Here is a 19,998-nt window from a genome sequence, read left to right on the forward strand (position 1 = left end):
TATAAGAGAGTTAAATAATCAAATAAAAAATCCCACTTAAGTGGGAAATGCAGGTAAAAAATATCCCAAAAAAACAAGTTTTTCGGGATATTTTTAATCCTTAATTAAGGTTAAATTAATGGAATACTCACCTAAAAGTTGTCCATCTTTAGCTAGTGTATAAGTGAATTCAAATAAATCATCAGCAAAGTTTTTATAAAACCAATTTGATACTAGTTCGATTGCTTGGTTGCGTCAATTATAACCTTCAAGATCTAATAAAAACTTAAATTCTTTTTGGTATTTTAAATATACGGTTGTAGCACCTGCATAAATATTGATATTGGTTTCTGATATTTCGATTCGATTTCGAATTCCTTGTGAAGGTTCGCTAAAAGTTAAAATGTGATAACCATCATCAAATTCATAATCTAACACAGAAATAAAATCAATATCTTTTGATTCACCATTTTGTTTTGTTGTTGATTTAAAATTAATTTTCATATTTTTTTAATGCATCCTTGATAAATTCTGGTCCATATAAATATATTGCTTTTGCTAGTTCAGGACCATGTTGTTGCGATGTAGTTGCAAGACGTATGGGCATAAAAAGATTTTTACCTTTAATGTTTAAGTTCTTTGAAGTGGTATTGATTGCATCTTGAATATTTTCGATACTAAAGTTATTAAAGTCTATATGATTTTTAAATTCATTGATAACTTGAATTTCATTATCATTAAATTCAAAGTGCTTATCAATAGGATTAAGATAAAGCATTAAATTTTGATTCATTTCAGAATATGTGATAACACTTTGTTTAAATGTATCGATAAATAAATTAATTCATTGTAAACTTTTATTACTATTATCAAGTGATAAATGTTTTAAAATTTCATTGTTATCTTGAGTTTTCATATATTGTTTTGAAAATCAATTCATTTTCAAAATATCGAATTTTGATGGACTTTTACTTAATCTATTTGGATCGAATTTTAAAATATTTTCGGAATGCGACATCATTTCATTAGCATCTGCTGCAGTTCAACCTAATAATGATAAAAAGTTAAATATTGCTTGAGGTAAATATCCTTCATTTTTATAATCTTCTATAAATTGTTTTAATGATGTATCACGCTTAGAGAGTTTTTTACCATCCATATTAGTAATAATGGTAAGATGTCCAAATTCAGGCATATTTCAGTTAAGCATTTGATATAAAGCAATTTGTTTTGGTGTGTTTCCGATATGTTCTTCACCTCTTAAAATATGTGTAATCTGCATATCATAATCATCGATTACTACTGCAAAGTTATAAGTAGGATATCCATCAGATTTAATAATTACTCAATCACCAATTTCATCTGAGTTAAAACTTATTTGTCCACGTACTATATCATTTCATTGATAAACTTGATTTTTTGGCATCGCTAACCGAATCGAATAAGCACCATTTTGATCACGAATTTGTTTTTCTGCATCGGAGATTTTTAATCAATTGCGATTATAACGAAAACTAGGAATACCTTTTGCATCGCTTTCTTGCTTTTGTGCTTCTAATTCTTCGGTTGTATCATATGCTTTATAAGCAAATCCTAGTTCTAACAACATATTTGCAACTTGTTGGTAGCGACCTAGTTTTTCGCTTTGTCGATATTGGCCATATTTTGGGTTTGGTTTTAAAGGTGATTCGTCAGGTATGATACCTAATCAAGCCAAATTATCTATCTGTGATGCTTCACCACCGATAACATTGCGTTTGACATCTGTATCTTCAAGACGGAAGATAAATGTTCCATTATAATGTTTTGCAAATAAATAGTTAAATAAAGCTGTTCGAGTTCCTCCGATATGTAAATAACCGGTAGGACTTGGTGCATAACGTGTTCTAACTTTTTGCATTTACATTATCCTTGAATGCATGATCTGAGTATGCAGAATTTACTCCTTTATCAAAAAGGTGTGTTTTGTAATTTGCTCCATAAAGTTTTTCAAGAGCTTGCTTAAAGGAATTATTTTGATCTTTACCTCCACCATAAATAACATCATATTGAGGGGTGTTGTAATCACCAAATGCTCCATCGTAGTTAACACCCGATGAACGCAATGCTGTAGCAATAGTAACCCTTGAGATAAAGAATACTGAATCAACTAAAGCAACTAATTCATTTTTCTTGGTTCTAACACCTGTTCCAGATGCACCACCACCAACATTAAAGTCTCTTATCGCATATGACAGTCCTGAATGGTAGTATTCTTTTCCATCATCTTTGGATGTAAATAGATTTGGTTTATTATCACCATAAGATAAAAACGGAAGTGCTAAAAAGCGATCAAAGACACCTTTGCGGTTCTTAAATTCAGAAAGTACATTTGAATGTGATAAAAATCCACCACGTTGTGCTCTTGGATTATTTGCTAAATCTGTTGAACTTTTTCCGTATAAAGAACGGTTGGCATTAGTTCATAATGAATATGAATAAGGTGCGCTAGTTATTAAATCTTTATTTGTATATTGTCCATCACCTTCTTGTAAAAAGAAGTCGACAAACCCTTGTGATTTAGTTTGTGTTGCTGGAAAACCAACAAGGTAAAGTAAGTTGTAATCAGAAACAGGTTTTTTCTTGTGATCATCAATTTGACGTTTAATAATTGGCCCATCTACACTATCATAACCACTTTGTGATAAGTAATCAAAAGTAGGAAATGATACTTTATTTGTATTGTTTACATAATCATTTGACATATCTTTAGCAAATTGTTCTTTGGTTTTTCCATTTAGCAAGTTTTCAGGTAATTTATCAACATCTACTTCAAAGATAGCAAAATCTAAAAATTCTTTTGCATTTTGAGCATTAGTTGCAACTGATGTAGGGTCAAATTTAAAGAAGTTACGACCATCTAAAATAACCTTAACAGAATTTTTATCAAAGCTAAAACTTGAAAAATACTGATCAAAAGGAATAGTTTTTAATTGATTACCAATATAACTACCATTATTATTTAAACGAGTTAATCCTAAGGTAAAATCAGGTAAAGAACTTATACCATTTACCACGTGGTAGTTAGTGATAAAGTAGAATTTGGTTGGATAACTTTGGCCTTCTTTGATTTCATAATCAATTATTGATGCAGTTCCCGCTTCAGTTTCTTGTTTTTTTGGATATCCAACTAATTGGTTGAAATCAGTTGGTTTATTTTTGCTAATATAATCTTTAACTTTTTGTTTTACGGTTGGATCTAAACCGGCTGTTTCATCTAATTTTTTGTAAATTTTATCATATTCAGATTTTAATCAATTAGTATATATGACTGCATCTTTTTCATTACCACCTTCCTTTTCGTTTCCATAGTCAGCCACAAGTTGCTTTTCGGTATCATCTTGGATAAGTTTTCAAACACCACGGTTACCATTCGATTTGTTTCATCTGTCTAATAATTTTGTTTTAGTATCTGAATCTTTAAGTTGATTTATCAAGTTTCCCAAATCTATATTATTTGTTAATGCAGTGGTTAAAAGGTTTTGTTGATTTTCATCTTTAGTAAATAAAAAATGATTAATACTTACATGATAAGATTGTTTGGCAAAATCTGAATATTGTTGGTTAGTGATAGTTCGTGCGACTCCTGTATTATTTTCTGGATTATTAATAGCATCAGTTCAGTTAGCAGCCACACGAGGACTGATATTAGGAAGTTGTAATTTCAATTTATCTTTATCATTAACTGCAATTGAATACCCCTTGATTCTTAATTCATCATAATTTGGCATATCCAGTTTTTTTAATTTTGCATCAATTTCTTGTTTTTGTTGCGAAGTTAAATTACTTGTAAGAGTCGAATCTGCGCTAAGGTATCTGTTTTTAATTAAATTTCAATCATAATCAAATTGTTGATCTTGATTCATATTAATAAAGTAGTTTACTTGGTCATTTTCACTAACATTTTTGGTTTGACCAAAGTTAAATTCTTCTTTTTTCTTAAATCCATCGATTGTAAAACTTTTATAAACATCAGCATCTTTACCAAAAGCCATAAATATAGTTATTTTACCATTAGCATCATCTACTTTGGTATTTGTTATGGTAAATTGAGGAATTTCATTTTCTTTTGCTGATAATTTTAAAATAAGTTTTCCTGGTTCCCTAATAGCAATTGCATCCTTTGTTACATCAACATTTGAAGCATATACATCTGACTTATTTCCTGAAAAATCAATATTAAATAAATCATTTAAAGAAGATTTTTCAACTTTTTGCTGTAATTCATTTTTTGTAAGTGTATTACCAGGATTTTGTGGATTTGTTCCAGGATTAGTCCCTTGATTTCCAGAACCAGGATTATCAGGGTTTTCTTTTTTGTTTTCACCTTCATTTGCATTTGAATTGGTTTTTGTTCCACATGCAACAGCAGAAATAGCTATAAAAGCAGCAGTAGCATTAAAAAGCAAGAATTTAGATAAAAACTTGGATTTTTTTATTTTTAATGGCATAATTTCTCCTTATTATTTAATATAAGATAATTTGAATAAATTTTACTACTTTAATTTTAAAAAAAATATTTTTAATTTTCCAAAAGTAATAAAATATTTTCAAATAAATCATTGATATTATACTAAATATAAAAAATTTTTTAAAGTGTTATAATATCAATACAAGGAGATATATTATGAAACGGACCTGAAAAATTAGTTTAATTGCTCTTTCTTCTATTGTGATAACCTCGGCTGCATCTGGGGTGTTTGCTAATATTGTTGCAACTGCTGCTGATAACAGTTATCACTCATTTACTGTTAGTGATCAACAAACCTTTGATACTCGCAGTAACCTTATTTTAGAAGGAAGTAAGACTTCAAAGGATTATAACCTAAAACATAAAGATCCAGAAACAGTCAAAACTCCTGAAAAAGAAGAAATCAAAACTATTCCTTCGGATGTACATCAAGAAGATATTATTAAAGTACAACCAAAACCACAAGAGCCTCCAAAAAAAGAAGAAATCAAAAAACCTGAGGAACCTAACCCACCACAACTTACTAATGAACCGATTAGTAAACCTGGTACATCAGAAAAAGTTACAGAAACTCCACCACCTACTATCGAACAGCCAAAAGTAGTTGAACCACCTAAGGTTATTGAAACTCCTAAACCTATAGAAAAGAAACCGGAAATTATCCCACCACAACAAGTTATACAACCTGTACAACCTGTTGAAAAACCACAACAACCAAAAACAGTTACTAAAACTGTGCAAACAGATGTAGGTAATATTCAAGTTACTGTTGAAGATGTTCCTCCACGTGTAGATAAACGTAGCGATCAAGAAAAAGGAATCACAAATCGTATACCATATCGTGCTGAATTAGTTCCTGATTTAAAAGATGTTAAACTTAATGCTGAAAACTATGCGCAAACAGTTTCAAATGGAGAAGCATCATTGAAAGCCTTTAGTAATCTTTGAGCAGGTGTTCCAGGAAAACCTGGTCCACTTCAAGAATACTATAAAGACTTATATATTTCTAGAGGTCATGATGAATTGCAAAATTATTTAAATAATAGTCCTAATGATTTAAATTTAATTTTACAATTATATGATAAATATCGTAATGTAATTGAGGCTGGTAATGCTAAGAAATTTATGTATGATTCAGTTCAAAATAAATATGATGAATGATTTAGCCGTACCGATACTTTAGAATATATCCCACCAGTTCGTGGTTATGGAAAAGAGTATTTAAAAGTAGGGTGATTATGAATAGCAATGAATATGGACCCAAGTAAGTTTAAAGAATTATCACAAAACCTTAAAAATGAACTTGCAAAAGGATTTTATATCAGTAAAGATGAAAGAAATGTTTATGTAAATGATAAAGGTGAACTAGATTCATATGCAGTAAGTCCAATTTTCAATTCAGTTGTTGCTGAAATGAAACGAAATAATGCTGAAAAGCGAGCTTTAGGATATGATACACAATGAACTCGTAGTCCTGATGACATTGCCCGTGGTAATTATCCTGGGTGAAGAAAATATGATGGTGATATGTCATATAAATACCGTAAATATGGTTTTGAAAGTGGTGATGGAATTTCAGTAACTGAATATAACAAAGAATCATCGAATACTGCAAATCCTAATGGGCCTAAAAAAGCATTTATAATGACTGCTGATTTAGCTAATGAAAAAGCATTTGCTAAAATAACCAATGTTATTAAAAATATGGTAGCTGCAAATGATATTCCGCTGGGAATTAGAATATTAAACATCGGTAAATATGATGATGCTCAAAATATTAGAAGTTTATTATCAGTGTTGCCTAAACATTTACCTTTATTAGAATTATATTTTGATAGCTTTAACACATCTGCTCTTGAAGCTATTTCTGATAAAAATATTGATGAACTTGGTTTATACACCAGCTTAAATTCACTTGATGAAAGATGATCAATTAATCCATGAGCGCTAAGAAATGTAGCTTGAGTAAATACCTTAGACTATAATGTAAGTTCCGATTATAATCGATATGAAAAAATTACTACTAGAATTACTTTTAATTCACTTGCTTTTGATGAAGATGACTGACATGGTGAAAATGATATGACAACAATTAATAATGGATTACGTATGGCATATGTAACCAGAAATAATGAACGTATTTTCCAAGGTGCAATGGGTCCAGGGTTGAAACCCGATCGTAATGCTTCTGGAAATTCATATCCGACTGGTTTAGATTTATCTCGAATTAAAGAAGCAAAAGGACTTAAAAATATGATTTTCTATGATGAAGATCACGGTTATTCAACCTTACGTAAATTAACCAGAATTGTCTTATATAATAATTCCGATACATGAGAAACTGATACTGATAATATGAATAAAGCACAATTCGCTATGGTTTTAGCAAAAGATATCCCGATGCCTCGCTCTAAAATTATTTTTTCAAATGTCAAAGGAACCAAGAATATTTTAATTAAACCAAAAATACCAGGTGCGACTTTAGATGGAACTGGTTTAGCTAACTTATCAACATTGATTGCTTATAGCGATGGAACTTTCTTTAAAGAAACAACTAAAATCTTTGTTCCAAATAACGCAACCAATTTATATAATCAATTAAAGGCAAATGGATATAATGTTGATTATCAATTAAATGATATACAAGAAATATAAAAATAATACCTAAAAAGGTATTATTTTATTTCTTTATAATTTGATTCGTCAATGAATTTATCACCCGATAATTCTTTACGTTTTTCTCGCATCTGCTCTCATGATAAACTTGGATTTGCAAATTCTTTAAAATCTAATCCTGATTCTAAGGCAAGTCGTATTTCTTCCATCTGTCAAGCATCAAAAAGACCACTAGAATATAAACTGGTATCAACTCCACTTTCTAAACCAAGACGTATTTCCTGCAATTGCCCATGACAATACGAATCTAAATCATTATTTCATAATTCGACATAATCTGGAAATTGATTAACTAACAACTCTTGTTCGCGACTACGACCTTGATATTCAAATAATGCTTCTTGGTATTCCCTTTTAATTCAAATTAATAAGTTTTGTAGTTCTTTAAGTGTTTGTGGGTCCTTGTTACGTTTTTTTTCGATTTCAAGCAATAAAGTTTTCTTAGCTTCGCGTTGTTTTGATGTTAAAGTTGCATCATCACGCACTCAATCATAATCACGCTTTAAAAAGTTATCACAAGCATATAATGTCTTAGCACGCACTTGATTTTTTTTATCAATATATACATGCGAAAGCGATACAAGAGGTCGATTTTTACTTAAATTATCAATTATCCCTTTATATAACTCATGAATTTGTTCGATGTTAAAAAAATCTGTTTCTAAATAATAAATTGATTCTTCATCAAAAACTTCATGCAGATCATGGTCACTTATTTTATAAATTTCAGATGTATCTATAAAGCTATCATGGATAAATAAACCAGTTTTTGCTTTAGGAACCTTGATTTCATATTCCAATTTAGCTCGCTTATGATGAAATTTGTTTTTGGCACTTCGCGCTTTAACGTAGTAATAAACATCTTTATAAATATCTAAAAAAACTACAATTGGATGTACACCAAAATTATTTTCAAGTCGATCAAAGGTAACTGATTCATATGGTTTGAAAGGTTTTAATGGTTCAAAATGTTTTTGTATTTTATCTTTTTGTTCTGACATATTAACTCCTTTAATAAAATTATAAAACATTAAAATAAAGCAAAAACAAATTTTTAAATTTATATATAATAAAATAAAGGGGTAAAATGATTGATAATAAATTAACTTATATTACACTGTTTTCATCAGCAGGAGTTGGTTGTTTCGGGTTTAAAAAGCAAGGATATGAATGCATCGCTACAAGTGAATTACTTGATAAACGTTTAAATATACAACGAATAAATAATAAATGTAAATATCAAAGTGGTTACTTATTAGGTGATATCAAAGAAAATTATGATAATTTATATAATGAGATACAAAGATGACATTTGCTTGGTAATAATGTTGTTGATGTAATTATTGCTACTCCGCCGTGTCAAGGGATGAGTGTTGCAAATCATAAAAAGAATAACAATGATATAAACCGAAATAGTTTAATTGTAGAAAGTATAAAATTAATAAACAATATTCAACCAAATTTTTTTATTTTTGAAAACGTTGCTTCCTTTTGAAAGACGGGGTGTTTATATAACAAAAAAATCGTTACAATATCAGAAGCTATTAAAGAAAGTTTAGGTAAAGATTATGAATATCAACATAAAATTATAAATTTCAAAAATTATGGGAGCAACTCATCAAGAACACGAACCTTAGTCATTGGTGTTCATAAGAAATTAACTGATAAAATTGATGTTGAGAAAATCTTTCCTAAATATCAGGGTGAAAAAACGCTCTATCATGTGATTGGTGATATGAAATCATTAAAATGAGGTGAATATGATAACGAAGATTTTTTTCATAGCTTCCGAACTTATAAACACCATATGCAATCATGAATACAAAATATCAAACCAGGACAATCAGCATTTGATAATTTAGAAGATATAAATAAGCCACATAAAATTATTAATGGTAAAATAATAATAAATAAAAATAAAAATGGTGATAAGTATAAAAGACAAAGTTTTGATAAGGTTGCTCCATGTATTCATACTAGAAACGATCAACTAGCAAGTCAAAATACAATTCATCCGAATCAAAATAGAGTATTTTCTATTCGAGAGTTAATGAAAATGATGACAATACCAAATGATTTTAAATGAACTAATATCCCTCTGTCACAGTTGAATAAGTTATCTTATGATGAAAAAGTTGCTTTTTCAAAAAAGAATGAAATGAATATAAGACATTGTATCGGTGAATCAGTACCTACCGTAATCTTTGAACAAATTGCTAAGAATATTAAGAAAGAGTTTTTTGATGAAGAAAAGTTTAAATAAACAACAAATAAAACAAATTATAGAAGAAAACGAATTAATAAACCATCAGAATTTAATTAAATTTATTAAAGATAACAAACAAAAATATGATTTCAATAGTTTATCTAGAATAATTGAATTATCTAATAGTAAGCGTAATCATTATGCAGCATTTTATACACCACAAATTATTTTAGAGCAAATATATTCACAATTACCCGAATTTACAAAGAAAGAAATTAATATTTTAGAACCTGCAGTGGGTTCAGGTAATTTTTTACCTATTTTATTTAGAAAATATCAAAATAATATTGTGAATTTAACAATTATTGATATAAATAATGAATCATTAGAACTTTTAAAGATTCTTTATGAAAACAATATACCTGAAAATTTTAAGATTAAATATGTAAATGATGATTATTTAATGTTAAAATTTAATAAAAAATTTGATTTAATTATTGGAAATCCACCGTTTACCAAAATAAATAAAATTAAAAAAGTTGAATATCAAAATTTACATCAATATTCAGAAAATTTAAAAAATTTAGCAGGGATTATTTTTAGAAAAATCTTTATTAGAAGCCGAGAACATTTCACTGATAATGCCAAAAAATTTATTAAATACACCAGAATATCAAGAAACACGTAACTTATTAGTTAATTTTAATATTTCATCAATTATAGATTTTGGCGAAAAAGGATTTAATGATATTTTAATCGAAACTATTAATATAACAATTTCAAAATGTATTATAGATAGAATTTATATTAAATCATTACCCAAAAAACAAGAAAATTATCAATTCAGGGACTATATTTTCTCTAAGGAATTGCCATACTGAGTTATTTATCGTGATGAATTTTTTGATTTTGTATATAAAAAAATGGAATTTGATATTTTTAAGGTATTTAGAGACCGTCAAATTACTAATTCAATACTCATTAATAACAAACAAAATACAATAAGAGTCTTGAAGTCTAAAAACATTGATGATAGTGGAAAAAGTATCAGCGAAATAGAAAATTATGATTCTTACATCCTGGATGTTGTTGCAAAAAAATTAGATGTCTATAAATATCTTGATTATGAAAATGCTTATTTAACACCTAATATGACTTATAAACCTAGGCTAATATCAAAACCAAAGGGTTATCTAACAAACGGATCAGTAGCGATATTAATACCTAAGAATAATTTAAAGTTAAATGACAAACAAAAAGAATATATTTCAACCGATGAGTTTAGAAAGTTCTATCATATTGCACGAAATTATCAAACTCGTTCAATAAACATTGATTCTTCAAGTGTTTTTTGATTCGGGAAAAACAAGGAGCTAAATTAGATGTATAAATTATTAAGCGATTTCTTCGATGATAAGAATTATGATTTAAGAATTTCAAAAAATTCTAGATGAATTGATCAAAAGTGTACATATGATGTTTTGTCAATAGTTTCTGATTGTATTTTAGAATATATCAATAATAAAAAGGATACATTTAAAGTAAAAGACATTTGATTTAATGAATATACAGTTATAAATGTTTCAAATCTATTTACCAAACCAAATCCAACTAATAAATCATCAAGAGAATACGATAAATATTTTGGACAACCTATCAATTTACTTGTATATGCAGGAGTTTTAAAACAAAACAAAGTAAATAATGTAAGGCACTTTGAAGTAATTAATAAAAAAATTTTAGAATATATTGCATTAAGACCAATGAATGCTCTAAACTTCTTATACGAGTATATCAAAAAGGTTTTAAAAGATACTGATATATATCATTATTTTGTGAATTTTTTAAACAACACCAATGCTTATACCTTTAAATATTAAATGAACATTTAACAAATTTTTATAAACAAAATACAAAAATTAAGGGGACATTAGAAATTTATAGAATTTTTACTAAAATTATAAATCCACTTTCATTTGTAAATAAATCCTTAGGAACTAAAAAAGGTTATTTGTCTAAAAATATTATTACATTAGATGATTTAACATACAATAAAACAAATTTTAGAGATCTAAAACCTAAAAATATGTCTAGAAATGACTATGCACAAGTTATAAATAAGAAAAATTAATGAGACAACATATCGAAAATACTTAATCGATAAAGCAAAAAAAGCAATAAAAATGTTGAATCAAAAATATAATAACAATAAAAGTGAAATTATAGGATTAACGGATAATAACGATGCAACACAAGTGCTTCATATCTTTCCACAGTCTAAATTTCCACAAATAGCAGATTATTTAGAAAATTTAATTGCACTAACACCAAATCAACATTTCTTAATGGCACATCCGAATAATAGCACACATTATATTGATGTAAATTTTCAATATTTAGCATTAGTCGCTAAGACATTTACAATTAAAAGTGATATCGAATCTGGAAATGAAAACTATTCATTTAGTAAATTTATTAATGTATTGAGATGCGGGTTAAATACAGAGAAGTTCGATAATATAGAAAACAAAGATTTTTTCATAATTATAGAAAAAATTGATTTAATATATTCACAATTTGGAAATGATAATCAATATAAGGAAGAAATTAGGATAAATAAACAAAGGATATTTAATTAAATTAAGGAAAATATGACACAAAAACAAAATTTTGAATACAAATTAACAAACGGATATAATATGAAACCAATACTACCGAAAAAACCTATTACATTTGATAGGTTTGAAGAAGATTATGGAATACATCCTGTTATTTTCTTTTACAGCGATCTAACAGGTTCATTTTACTATCTTAAATCTAGAAGTGCATATAATAAAAAACAAATCCAAAGAAAACCGTATGAATATGAAGTTTTAATTAAAAAGTCAGGCAATGGATTGCTATATAATGACAGTTATATAGATACAACACAAATTTATAAATTAAATATTGCAAAGGAAGATTTATACAAGGTTTTTGAAAAGGATTCTGTCTTATTTTTAGATACTGAATATTTTAATATAGATGATATTGATGAAATTTATTCACAGTTATATCGTAATTTAAAAAATAATCCTCCGTTTGTTTCGATAAGTCAGATATATTTTTATGATGAAGAAGTTAAATCAAGAACACTTTATAGCCATCAAAATTTTCTTGATATGGAATTAAATACATATAAATCAAAAAGTAATATTTCAGTTGAACAAATTATACAAAAACAAGAGTTATATAATGAAATTATAAATTATCGTAACAACAATTATGATATTCTGTTTGAACTTAAGGAACTATCAAAAGGTTGTGATTTAGAATTAACTGATATTCATAATGAAATTAATTTTTTTAATGAATATAAAAATAAGATTTCAAGTGAATTTTCAAGTTTTATTACAGATAATAAATTTGATTTTAATAAATATTATTCAAGCCAACTTGAACAAATATATTTAGGTTTAAAAGCAAATTTAGATGTTAAAAAATATACAAAAAATATTTTTAATGGTTTTCAAATGCAACAGATAAGACTTGGTTTACAAAAAGATTATATATTAGATAAGGTATATTTATATATAGATCCAAAATACGATTGAAAACAAATGCAAGAGATAAGAAAAGGACTAGAGTTATCGTTGGATGTGAAATTATACCTAGATTCAAAATTATCATATTATCAAATGCAACAAATTAGAAATACATTACTCGAAGATAAAAAGAAGGTTATTAGCGATGATGTAAAAGAAAAAGGAGTAAATAGTGAATATATGAACAAGTTGAATATGCCATATTTTGATGCAATTTTGGATGAAGTTCACAAACGAAAACACATTACATCTGAGAGCAGTAGTCACAGAGAAATTGTAAACATCAAACATAAGGTCGCTAAAGTAGATGAAATAAATTCACAGTTACATTTATTTAATGAGCAGCAACAAGAACAAATCAAACTAGGAATACATGTAGATATAAATGTATATTCATATTTGGACCCAAAATTATCAGCCAATCAGATGCAAGAGATAAGATATCATTTACTAGAAAAAAAAGTATATCAAATGAATTTAGATTTAAAAAAAAATGGTATATATAGCCAATACTTTGATTATACATATAAAAATGTTTTCAATCAATTTAATGAATTAAAAGAGTTATATAGTGATGAAAAATCAGATGTAAAAGAGAATGTGATGTAAGTGTGATATGTTTTAGCAGATAAATGTATACTGTTTAACAAAATAATAAAGTCACTAACCATAAAGAACATAATATGGCTTTATAGGCACTATTTTGTGGGTATAAAAAGTTGTCTACACAAAGTGTATAGACAACTTTTATAACTCTGAATTAGAATTTGGTAGTTTTTCAAAATGATTATCTAATTTATCAAAGATAAATGTATCAATATTTGAGTTTTTATCTTTTTTGATGGATTTATAGTATCCATATACATCGAATAAATATCATTTTTTATCTTCTTGATTATAAAATTCTACTCAGTATGTAAGTTTCTTAGAATCTGTATTTATTTTATATCCTAAAACAGATTGAGTTTTATATATTTTATTTAAAAATAAGAGTTTAGCGAATAAATCAGCTAATGAATATTGTGATGTTTTAGATTCTGCAAAACTTTTATCGATTAGTTTGTAAATATTATCCAAATCAAATTTAACAACTTCAAAGTTTAAAAAGTCATTAATAGTTTTTGTCGCTTGTGCCTTTGTAGTAGCATTAAGATTAGGATTTCGCAATGCTTCAGATGCTTTTTTAACAGCCGGCAGAGTTTTTTCAAAATAATCTATAACAATTTTATAAACATCAACTTTTTTATTGGTATTTTTTACAAACAATTCTGCAGCTTTTAAAGCAGAAATTTTTTCATCCAACTTCTTTGTGTCATTATCATTTTGAAGTTGTTTGATTTCTTGTTGTAGTTTTTCAATATTCTCTTGCGTTTTTTTAATTGTTTCAAGAGTTTCGGGTAAGGTATTAATGTATGAATGATAAGTTTTATAATAAAGCATATCGATGTGATTTTGGATAAATTCTTTTGGTTTTGATAAAAATTCACTTTGTTCTGATTCACTGAGTTTTTCAGTAAAGACTTTATATTCATCGTTTTTATTTTCTTTTGTATCAGATGTTGCAGATGGTGAAATTCCAAAAATTAAGTAAGTAGGACCAAATCCACGAGTAATTCCGTGAATTTCATCTTCCAAGTTTGCAGGAAGTGATTCATCAGTTTCAATGCGATAATTAGGATATAATTTATAAAACACATTTCAAATGTTTTTTAAAGTATTTTTAGCATCTATTTTGGTGTAATCAATTTTTGAATCAAGAATCTTATTTTTTTGTAGAGTTAAATTAACTAAATTAGTATCAATGGTGTTTCCACGGATGTTATTTGCAAAATCAATTTTAAATGAAATGTCAGCATTGTTATAAGTTAAAAGTTTATTCACTGGTTTAAATGCTTCTAGCTGTTCCTTGTTAGCATAATCGACATAATTTATCCCAACTGCTAATGGAGTATCTTTGATGAAGTTATATACAATGCTTTTAACTTTATCTTCGGTAATAACTTTATTAAAATCATCAATTTGATAATATTCAATTTTGCTTAATGATTGATATAAAGTTAAAATTTGTTTTTCTAAATCGATATCATCCCCTGCTTCATTTGTTCCATATTTGTGGACTAATATTTGTGCAACAGAACGTTTTCCGTTGATTTTATGATATGCATCTAGTTTCTCTAAGATTTGTTTTTGTTTTGTGTGAATATCATTTAACAAAATGATATTTGAATTAATTAAGTCTTGTCCTTGTCGCTGGTATTTATGTTTTTTATTATATTGATCAAAGTTGTATTGCATCAAAAGGATACTATTTGCTAAAAAGTTGATATTATCTTGGTTAAATGCAACACCTTTACCTGCTGTTGTAATAATTGTTGGTAGGCTTGTTTTTAAAAACGAGTTATTAATAGAGACATTTAAATTTTGATATCTGATGTCTACATCTGAATATGTATATGCTAGTCAGTTTGCTGTATATAAATTATTTTCAAATTTTACTAATGCAGGAATTTTTTTGTCAGCAACTCTTTGTTTGATATTAAATCCGTTTTGTTGGACTCAATCCTTAGCATACTGAATTGTTTTATCACCTTGGTATAAACAGGACACGGCTGTTAAAGGAACGACACATGAAGATAAGGTTGTAAAAAGGAGATATTTAATTTTTTTGTTCATATTAACTAAACATTTCTGAGTATTTTCAAGATTTAAAACCAGCATATGAAATAATTACACCGATGATAAATACTACACAAGAAAATGCTAAACCTCCTATAGAATATGCTTTAGAAAACTGAAATGCATCTATGATGCTCCGATCTAGTTCGACTTTTTTGTTTAATTCAATGGTATAACCTAATTGGTGGATAAAAATTGATAATCCGATGATTGCTATCAAGGCCAATGCAGCAATAATTGTTCAAATAATAATTCTGCGTTTATATGTTCTCATTTTTATCCTTTAATAGTTGAACCTTGTCTGCTGATTGCATTCATAATTCTTTTTCTAAGTAATAAATAAATAATAAACATTGGCAAGATTACAAAGATAGCTGCAGCCATTTTAATATTTTGGAGTGGAACACCAGCACTGTTATCATCGCTAAAATCCATACCAGCATTAAATAATCAAACTGATAGCAGTTGTAATGAATTACGATCGGAAACTAGAATTGATGGTCACAAGTAAGCATTTCAAGAAGCAAGAGCAGTTAAAATAACAATAGTTAAAGTAGTAGGCATTACCATTGGAAAGGCAATTTTAAACATATATTTTATCCCGCCTGCTCCATCAATTAATGATACTTCTTTAATGCGTCCTGGAATTGCTTCAAATGAGTTTTTATACATAACAGTATTAAAGATGCTAGATACAAACGGAAGAGCAATGGCAAATAATAAACCAGTATAATTAGCACGCATATTAGTACGAAATACCACGATATATTGTCCAGATAATAAGGCAACTTCAGGTAGCACTAATAAAGCAAGTGCTAAGAATCAAACCAAACCTTTTCCACGTCACTTTTTAAGAGCAAAAGCATAACCCATTAAAAAGGTAATAAATACTTTTAAAACAACCGATATAATAACATTTAATGCAGTAAAACCTAATGAATTTCAATAACCAGTTGCTAATGCACGATGGTAGGTATTTGCAACAACTTTTGACCAAGCAACAGTATCACCTATACCTTTGGTCCCTTGATAATATGTATTTCCTTCGGTAAAATCAGAAACAAATCGAAAATTAGTACTTAGGTTTGCTACTTCATCATCGGTCATTAATGAAATTGAAATCATAAAGAAAAATGGGAATAATATTAGAACACCAAAAAAACATAACACTAATAACTTTAAAACCGATAAAAAAATTGCTGATGCAGGATTGCTGTCGATTACTTGGGTGGTAACTTTTTCTTGGTTGCGACGGATTTTTCTATGTATTAGAAGTTGTTGAATTTTTAACTTTAACTCAAACATTTCTTTCTCCTAAATTATTTAATGATAATTGCACCATAAAAAATCCTCCACGAATAATAGATGAAAAACTTACACCTATGATAAATAACAAGATAGCTGCAGCACCTGCATTATGAAATTGCGCGCTTTTAGTCATTAAATATACATATAACATTAAGGTTCCACCACCGTATGAAAAGGCATCGGTTGGGTTATTATTGAATAAAGCAAGTGGAAAGACTTTTAAGCCTCCGATGATACCTAAGGTGATTATAAAGTTAATGGTCCCTTTAATTGATGGTAAAGTAATGCTAAAGAATTGTTTGATCCCACCACATCCATCGATAGAAGCAGATTTATAAAGATTTTTATCTACTCCGAGCATTGCTGTGGTAAATATAAGGATGTTAAATGCTAATCCACCTCAAATCCCGTTAATAAACATTGCAATCAATGCATTGAATGTATATGGATCGGATGTGTTTAATCAGGCACGAGTGGAACCGGTAATTTTATTTAATATCCCTGCTGGAGCAAAGAATTGGATAAATACCAGTGAAACTGCAACAGCATTAGTGATATAAGGCATAAAGAATACAGTTTGTCATATTCCACGTGCATATTTACGATGTAGTTTTGCAATAATTGAAGAAATAATTAGTGAAAAGGACATCACAAATGGTAGCACGACTAAACCATATATAAATGAGTTTCTTACCCCAGTAGCAAAACGTGCATCTTTAAACACATATTCATAATTCTTTCATGTTCCTTCACCGCTTTCGGTTGTAAAAGATTGATAAATATTAATTCCCATTGGAACTAATGTAAACATTAAAATGAGTAAAAATCCAGGGAGTAGTAAAAGTAATGGGATATATAAAGGGGTACGACGTTCTAAAATTGAATGTGATAAAACGACTTTCTTTTGTGATTGTTTTTTTAGTGACCAATTAAGTAAAAACCCCATATGAATCGAGATAAAAGAGTGCAACTTACGAATTAGATATTTCATATTCTAATCTTTCTTCGGAAACTGCATCAAAGATATGCAATTTTGAAATAGGTAAATCAAAATAAATATTATCCCCGATTCGATATTCTAAATCATTATCTAATAAAAAGTTAATTCTTCCGATGTTATTAACTTCAACTATTAATTTACTTTCTTTTCCGAAGTTCTCTTGCACGATAACTTTACCTTTAAACATCGCTTCTTCGTTGTTTTTAATAATAAAGTCTTCTGAACGAACCCCAATGTTTAAACTTGGATTTGACACATTTTTTATAAGTACATTTTCAAGCAATTTACCAGCAACATATACTCTGTTATCCTTATATTCTGAAGGGAATAATCCCATTTCAGGCATCCCTAAAAAACGGGCCACGAATTGGTTTTTAGGTTTATTATATAACTGCATTGGTGTTCCAAATTGTTGCACTTTTGCAGTTGACATACAAACAATAATATCTGAAATTGACATTGCTTCCTCTTGATCGTGGGTAACAAATACAGTAGTAATTCCGAGCGATTGTTGAATTTCCCGAATTCACTGACGGGTTGAAATCCGTAGTTTTGCATCAAGGTTAGAAAGAGGTTCATCCATTAATAATATTTCAGGTTTTTTAACAATTGCACGAGCAATTGAAACACGTTGTTGTTGACCTCCAGATAAACGAGTCGGTTTTTTTTGTAAAATAGGAACTATTTCAACACGTTTTGCTACTTCGATAACTTCATTATGAATTGCTTTACGTAGAGAGATTACATTTTTTGTTAATTCTTTTACTTTTTGGCGATCACTTTCGCTTAGAATATGGGGAATAATTTTCTTGCGTTCTTGTTTTATTTTATTGTCTAAATCATATCTTTTGCTTAACTCCTTAACTTGGTTAATGAAGTGTTTTTGAGCAGCATATGGTAATCTTTCGCTATCATCTTTAAGTTGTTTAAAACTAAGATCTTCGGATTTTGCTAACTTATATTCTCTTTTTGCAGCTAAATAAATTTCTTTGGTTTTTGCTTTTTCCTCGGCATATTTAGCATATATTTCTTTACGTTTTAAAATATATTTATAGCGAGTGATTAAATGCAATAATTTTTTTTCTACTGAAACAATTTTTAATCGCTCATTTAATTCTAGATGGTCAAGGTTTTCAGAAACTAAATTTGCAACTGCTTGCTGTAGCAATTCTAAATGAGCCGGGATGTCTTCAGGTTTTAATGGTTTAAAATGTAGCAGTTTAAGATCCATATTAGATAAAATTTCGGCTTTTTTAAGGTCTTCTAATAAGTTGTTACTTTTTTGAGATAGGTATTTGTCTTTAATTTCTTGTTTTTTAGTTTTAGTATCAAGATCCACTTGCTTATTAGTTTTCAAGACATTTTTAGTTAAAAGGGAAATTTCAGATGTTTCATGTGAAACGGCAAGTTTATAATCAGTATGAGCTTTTTCAAGATTTTCAATCATACGAGCATATGCTTCGTTGAATTTGTGCTGTAAATTATAAGATAAAAGTAATCAGTCATCAAAAGCTTGTCTTAATGAATTTGTTTCATTTTTACTTGCACCAAGCGCATTTAGATATAAAATTCTAATTTCATTTTGTGCTTGTTGCTTTTTTAACATTGTACGAAACTGTCAATCATAATCATTTTTTAATGGAAAAGCAATGTTAGCATAAACACTTAAATGTGGATATAAAGCATAGTTTTGAAACACAAATCCGATTTTGCGACGTTGTGGAGTAAAATCGGTAACATCTTTTCCTTTAAATAAAATTTTTCCTGATGTTACTGTTAATAAACCAGCAATAGCATTTAATGTAGTAGTTTTTCCAGAACCAGATGGACCTAATAAAGTTACTAATTTACCATCTGGGATTTTAAAACTAACATTATCGACAGCTAAGGTTTCACCAAAATCGATATTTAAGTTTTTCAACTCAATTGCAGGAACTGAATCTAGGTTTTTTTCTCGAAATTCATCTCGGTATTTTTGAATTTTCATTAAATCTGAATCGGTGATATTAATAGACTGAGTTTTAAGTTTATGAATTAACTTCTTCAGTAATAACATAAA

At 28.1% G+C, this 19,998-nt stretch carries 16 protein-coding genes; 7 read left to right on the forward strand and 9 right to left on the reverse strand.

The features are described 5' to 3' along the window. Nucleotides 1-93 precede the first annotated feature (93 nt). Genes ACXYRN_RS01920 through mip form a run of 3 tightly spaced genes read right to left on the reverse strand, consistent with a single transcriptional unit; the run spans nucleotide 94 to nucleotide 4,469 of the window. Nucleotides 94-483: a hypothetical protein gene (locus tag ACXYRN_RS01920; RefSeq protein WP_458607468.1), complete on the reverse strand. Its 390-nt coding sequence runs from the start codon at nucleotides 481-483 to the stop codon at nucleotides 94-96. Next, the gene (gltX, locus tag ACXYRN_RS01925) at nucleotides 473-1,879 is read right to left on the reverse strand and encodes a glutamate--tRNA ligase (RefSeq protein ID WP_458607469.1); all 1,407 of its coding nucleotides are present in this window, start codon (nucleotides 1,877-1,879) and stop codon (nucleotides 473-475) included. Before gltX ends, ACXYRN_RS01920 begins: the two co-directional genes overlap by 11 nt. Beyond that, nucleotides 1,866-4,469, reverse strand: a complete 2,604-nt coding sequence (gene mip, locus ACXYRN_RS01930; RefSeq protein ID WP_458607470.1) for an Ig-specific serine endopeptidase MIP — start codon at nucleotides 4,467-4,469, stop codon at nucleotides 1,866-1,868. Before mip ends, gltX begins: the two co-directional genes overlap by 14 nt. Before the next feature lie 176 nt (nucleotides 4,470-4,645). On the opposite strand from mip, the gene ACXYRN_RS01935 reads away from it, so the two are divergent. Beyond that, nucleotides 4,646-7,144, forward strand: coding sequence for a putative immunoglobulin-blocking virulence protein (locus tag ACXYRN_RS01935; RefSeq protein WP_458607471.1), 2,499 nt, complete (start codon nucleotides 4,646-4,648; stop codon nucleotides 7,142-7,144). Nucleotides 7,145-7,164: 20 nt separating this feature from the next. Here the strand turns inward: ACXYRN_RS01935 and ACXYRN_RS01940 are convergent, their stop codons facing one another. After that, complete coding sequence (locus ACXYRN_RS01940; protein WP_458607472.1) at nucleotides 7,165-8,166, reverse strand: Mbov_0400 family ICE element protein; 1,002 nt, start codon at nucleotides 8,164-8,166, stop codon at nucleotides 7,165-7,167. Nucleotides 8,167-8,252: 86 nt separating this feature from the next. Between ACXYRN_RS01940 and ACXYRN_RS01945 the strand changes: the two genes are divergently transcribed. From ACXYRN_RS01945 to ACXYRN_RS01970, 6 genes are all read left to right on the forward strand, one after another. Next, the gene (locus ACXYRN_RS01945; RefSeq protein WP_458607473.1) at nucleotides 8,253-9,428 is read left to right on the forward strand and encodes a DNA cytosine methyltransferase; all 1,176 of its coding nucleotides are present in this window, start codon (nucleotides 8,253-8,255) and stop codon (nucleotides 9,426-9,428) included. Beyond that, the gene (locus ACXYRN_RS01950; protein ID WP_458607474.1) at nucleotides 9,409-10,059 is read left to right on the forward strand and encodes a methyltransferase; all 651 of its coding nucleotides are present in this window, start codon (nucleotides 9,409-9,411) and stop codon (nucleotides 10,057-10,059) included. Before ACXYRN_RS01945 ends, ACXYRN_RS01950 begins: the two co-directional genes overlap by 20 nt. Continuing rightward, the gene (locus ACXYRN_RS01955; RefSeq protein WP_458607475.1) at nucleotides 10,013-10,753 is read left to right on the forward strand and encodes a hypothetical protein; all 741 of its coding nucleotides are present in this window, start codon (nucleotides 10,013-10,015) and stop codon (nucleotides 10,751-10,753) included. Before ACXYRN_RS01950 ends, ACXYRN_RS01955 begins: the two co-directional genes overlap by 47 nt. Further along, nucleotides 10,754-11,251, forward strand: a complete 498-nt coding sequence (locus ACXYRN_RS01960; RefSeq protein ID WP_458607476.1) for a hypothetical protein — start codon at nucleotides 10,754-10,756, stop codon at nucleotides 11,249-11,251. It begins immediately after the preceding gene. 303 nt (nucleotides 11,252-11,554) lie between these two features. Beyond that, entirely contained in the window at nucleotides 11,555-12,010 is a 456-nt protein-coding gene (locus ACXYRN_RS01965) for a hypothetical protein (RefSeq protein ID WP_458607477.1), read from the forward strand. 12 nt (nucleotides 12,011-12,022) lie between these two features. Next, a complete protein-coding gene (locus tag ACXYRN_RS01970) occupies nucleotides 12,023-13,564 on the forward strand; it encodes an Mbov_0400 family ICE element protein (RefSeq protein ID WP_458607478.1) in 1,542 nt (513 codons plus the stop codon). A 138-nt stretch (nucleotides 13,565-13,702) separates the two neighbouring features. On the opposite strand, the gene ACXYRN_RS01975 is transcribed toward ACXYRN_RS01970, so the two are convergent. From ACXYRN_RS01975 to ACXYRN_RS01995, 5 genes are read right to left on the reverse strand one after another with little or no spacing between them, the layout of a single operon-like run. Beyond that, nucleotides 13,703-15,628, reverse strand: a complete 1,926-nt coding sequence (locus ACXYRN_RS01975) for a hypothetical protein (RefSeq protein ID WP_458607479.1) — start codon at nucleotides 15,626-15,628, stop codon at nucleotides 13,703-13,705. Between the two features lies 1 nt (nucleotide 15,629). Next, complete coding sequence (locus ACXYRN_RS01980) at nucleotides 15,630-15,905, reverse strand: hypothetical protein (RefSeq protein ID WP_458597372.1); 276 nt, start codon at nucleotides 15,903-15,905, stop codon at nucleotides 15,630-15,632. Nucleotides 15,906-15,907: 2 nt separating this feature from the next. Beyond that, nucleotides 15,908-16,936, reverse strand: a complete 1,029-nt coding sequence (locus tag ACXYRN_RS01985; RefSeq protein WP_458607480.1) for a carbohydrate ABC transporter permease — start codon at nucleotides 16,934-16,936, stop codon at nucleotides 15,908-15,910. Continuing rightward, nucleotides 16,893-17,930 (reverse strand): carbohydrate ABC transporter permease, encoded by a 1,038-nt coding sequence (locus ACXYRN_RS01990; protein WP_435130539.1) that lies wholly within the window; start codon nucleotides 17,928-17,930, stop codon nucleotides 16,893-16,895. Before ACXYRN_RS01990 ends, ACXYRN_RS01985 begins: the two co-directional genes overlap by 44 nt. Next, nucleotides 17,911-19,995, reverse strand: coding sequence for an ATP-binding cassette domain-containing protein (locus tag ACXYRN_RS01995; protein WP_458607481.1), 2,085 nt, complete (start codon nucleotides 19,993-19,995; stop codon nucleotides 17,911-17,913). The genes ACXYRN_RS01990 and ACXYRN_RS01995 overlap by 20 nt, the downstream gene beginning before the upstream one ends. Between the last annotated feature and the right edge of the window lie 3 nt (nucleotides 19,996-19,998).

Source organism: Mycoplasma sp. 4423 (assembly GCF_054353855.1).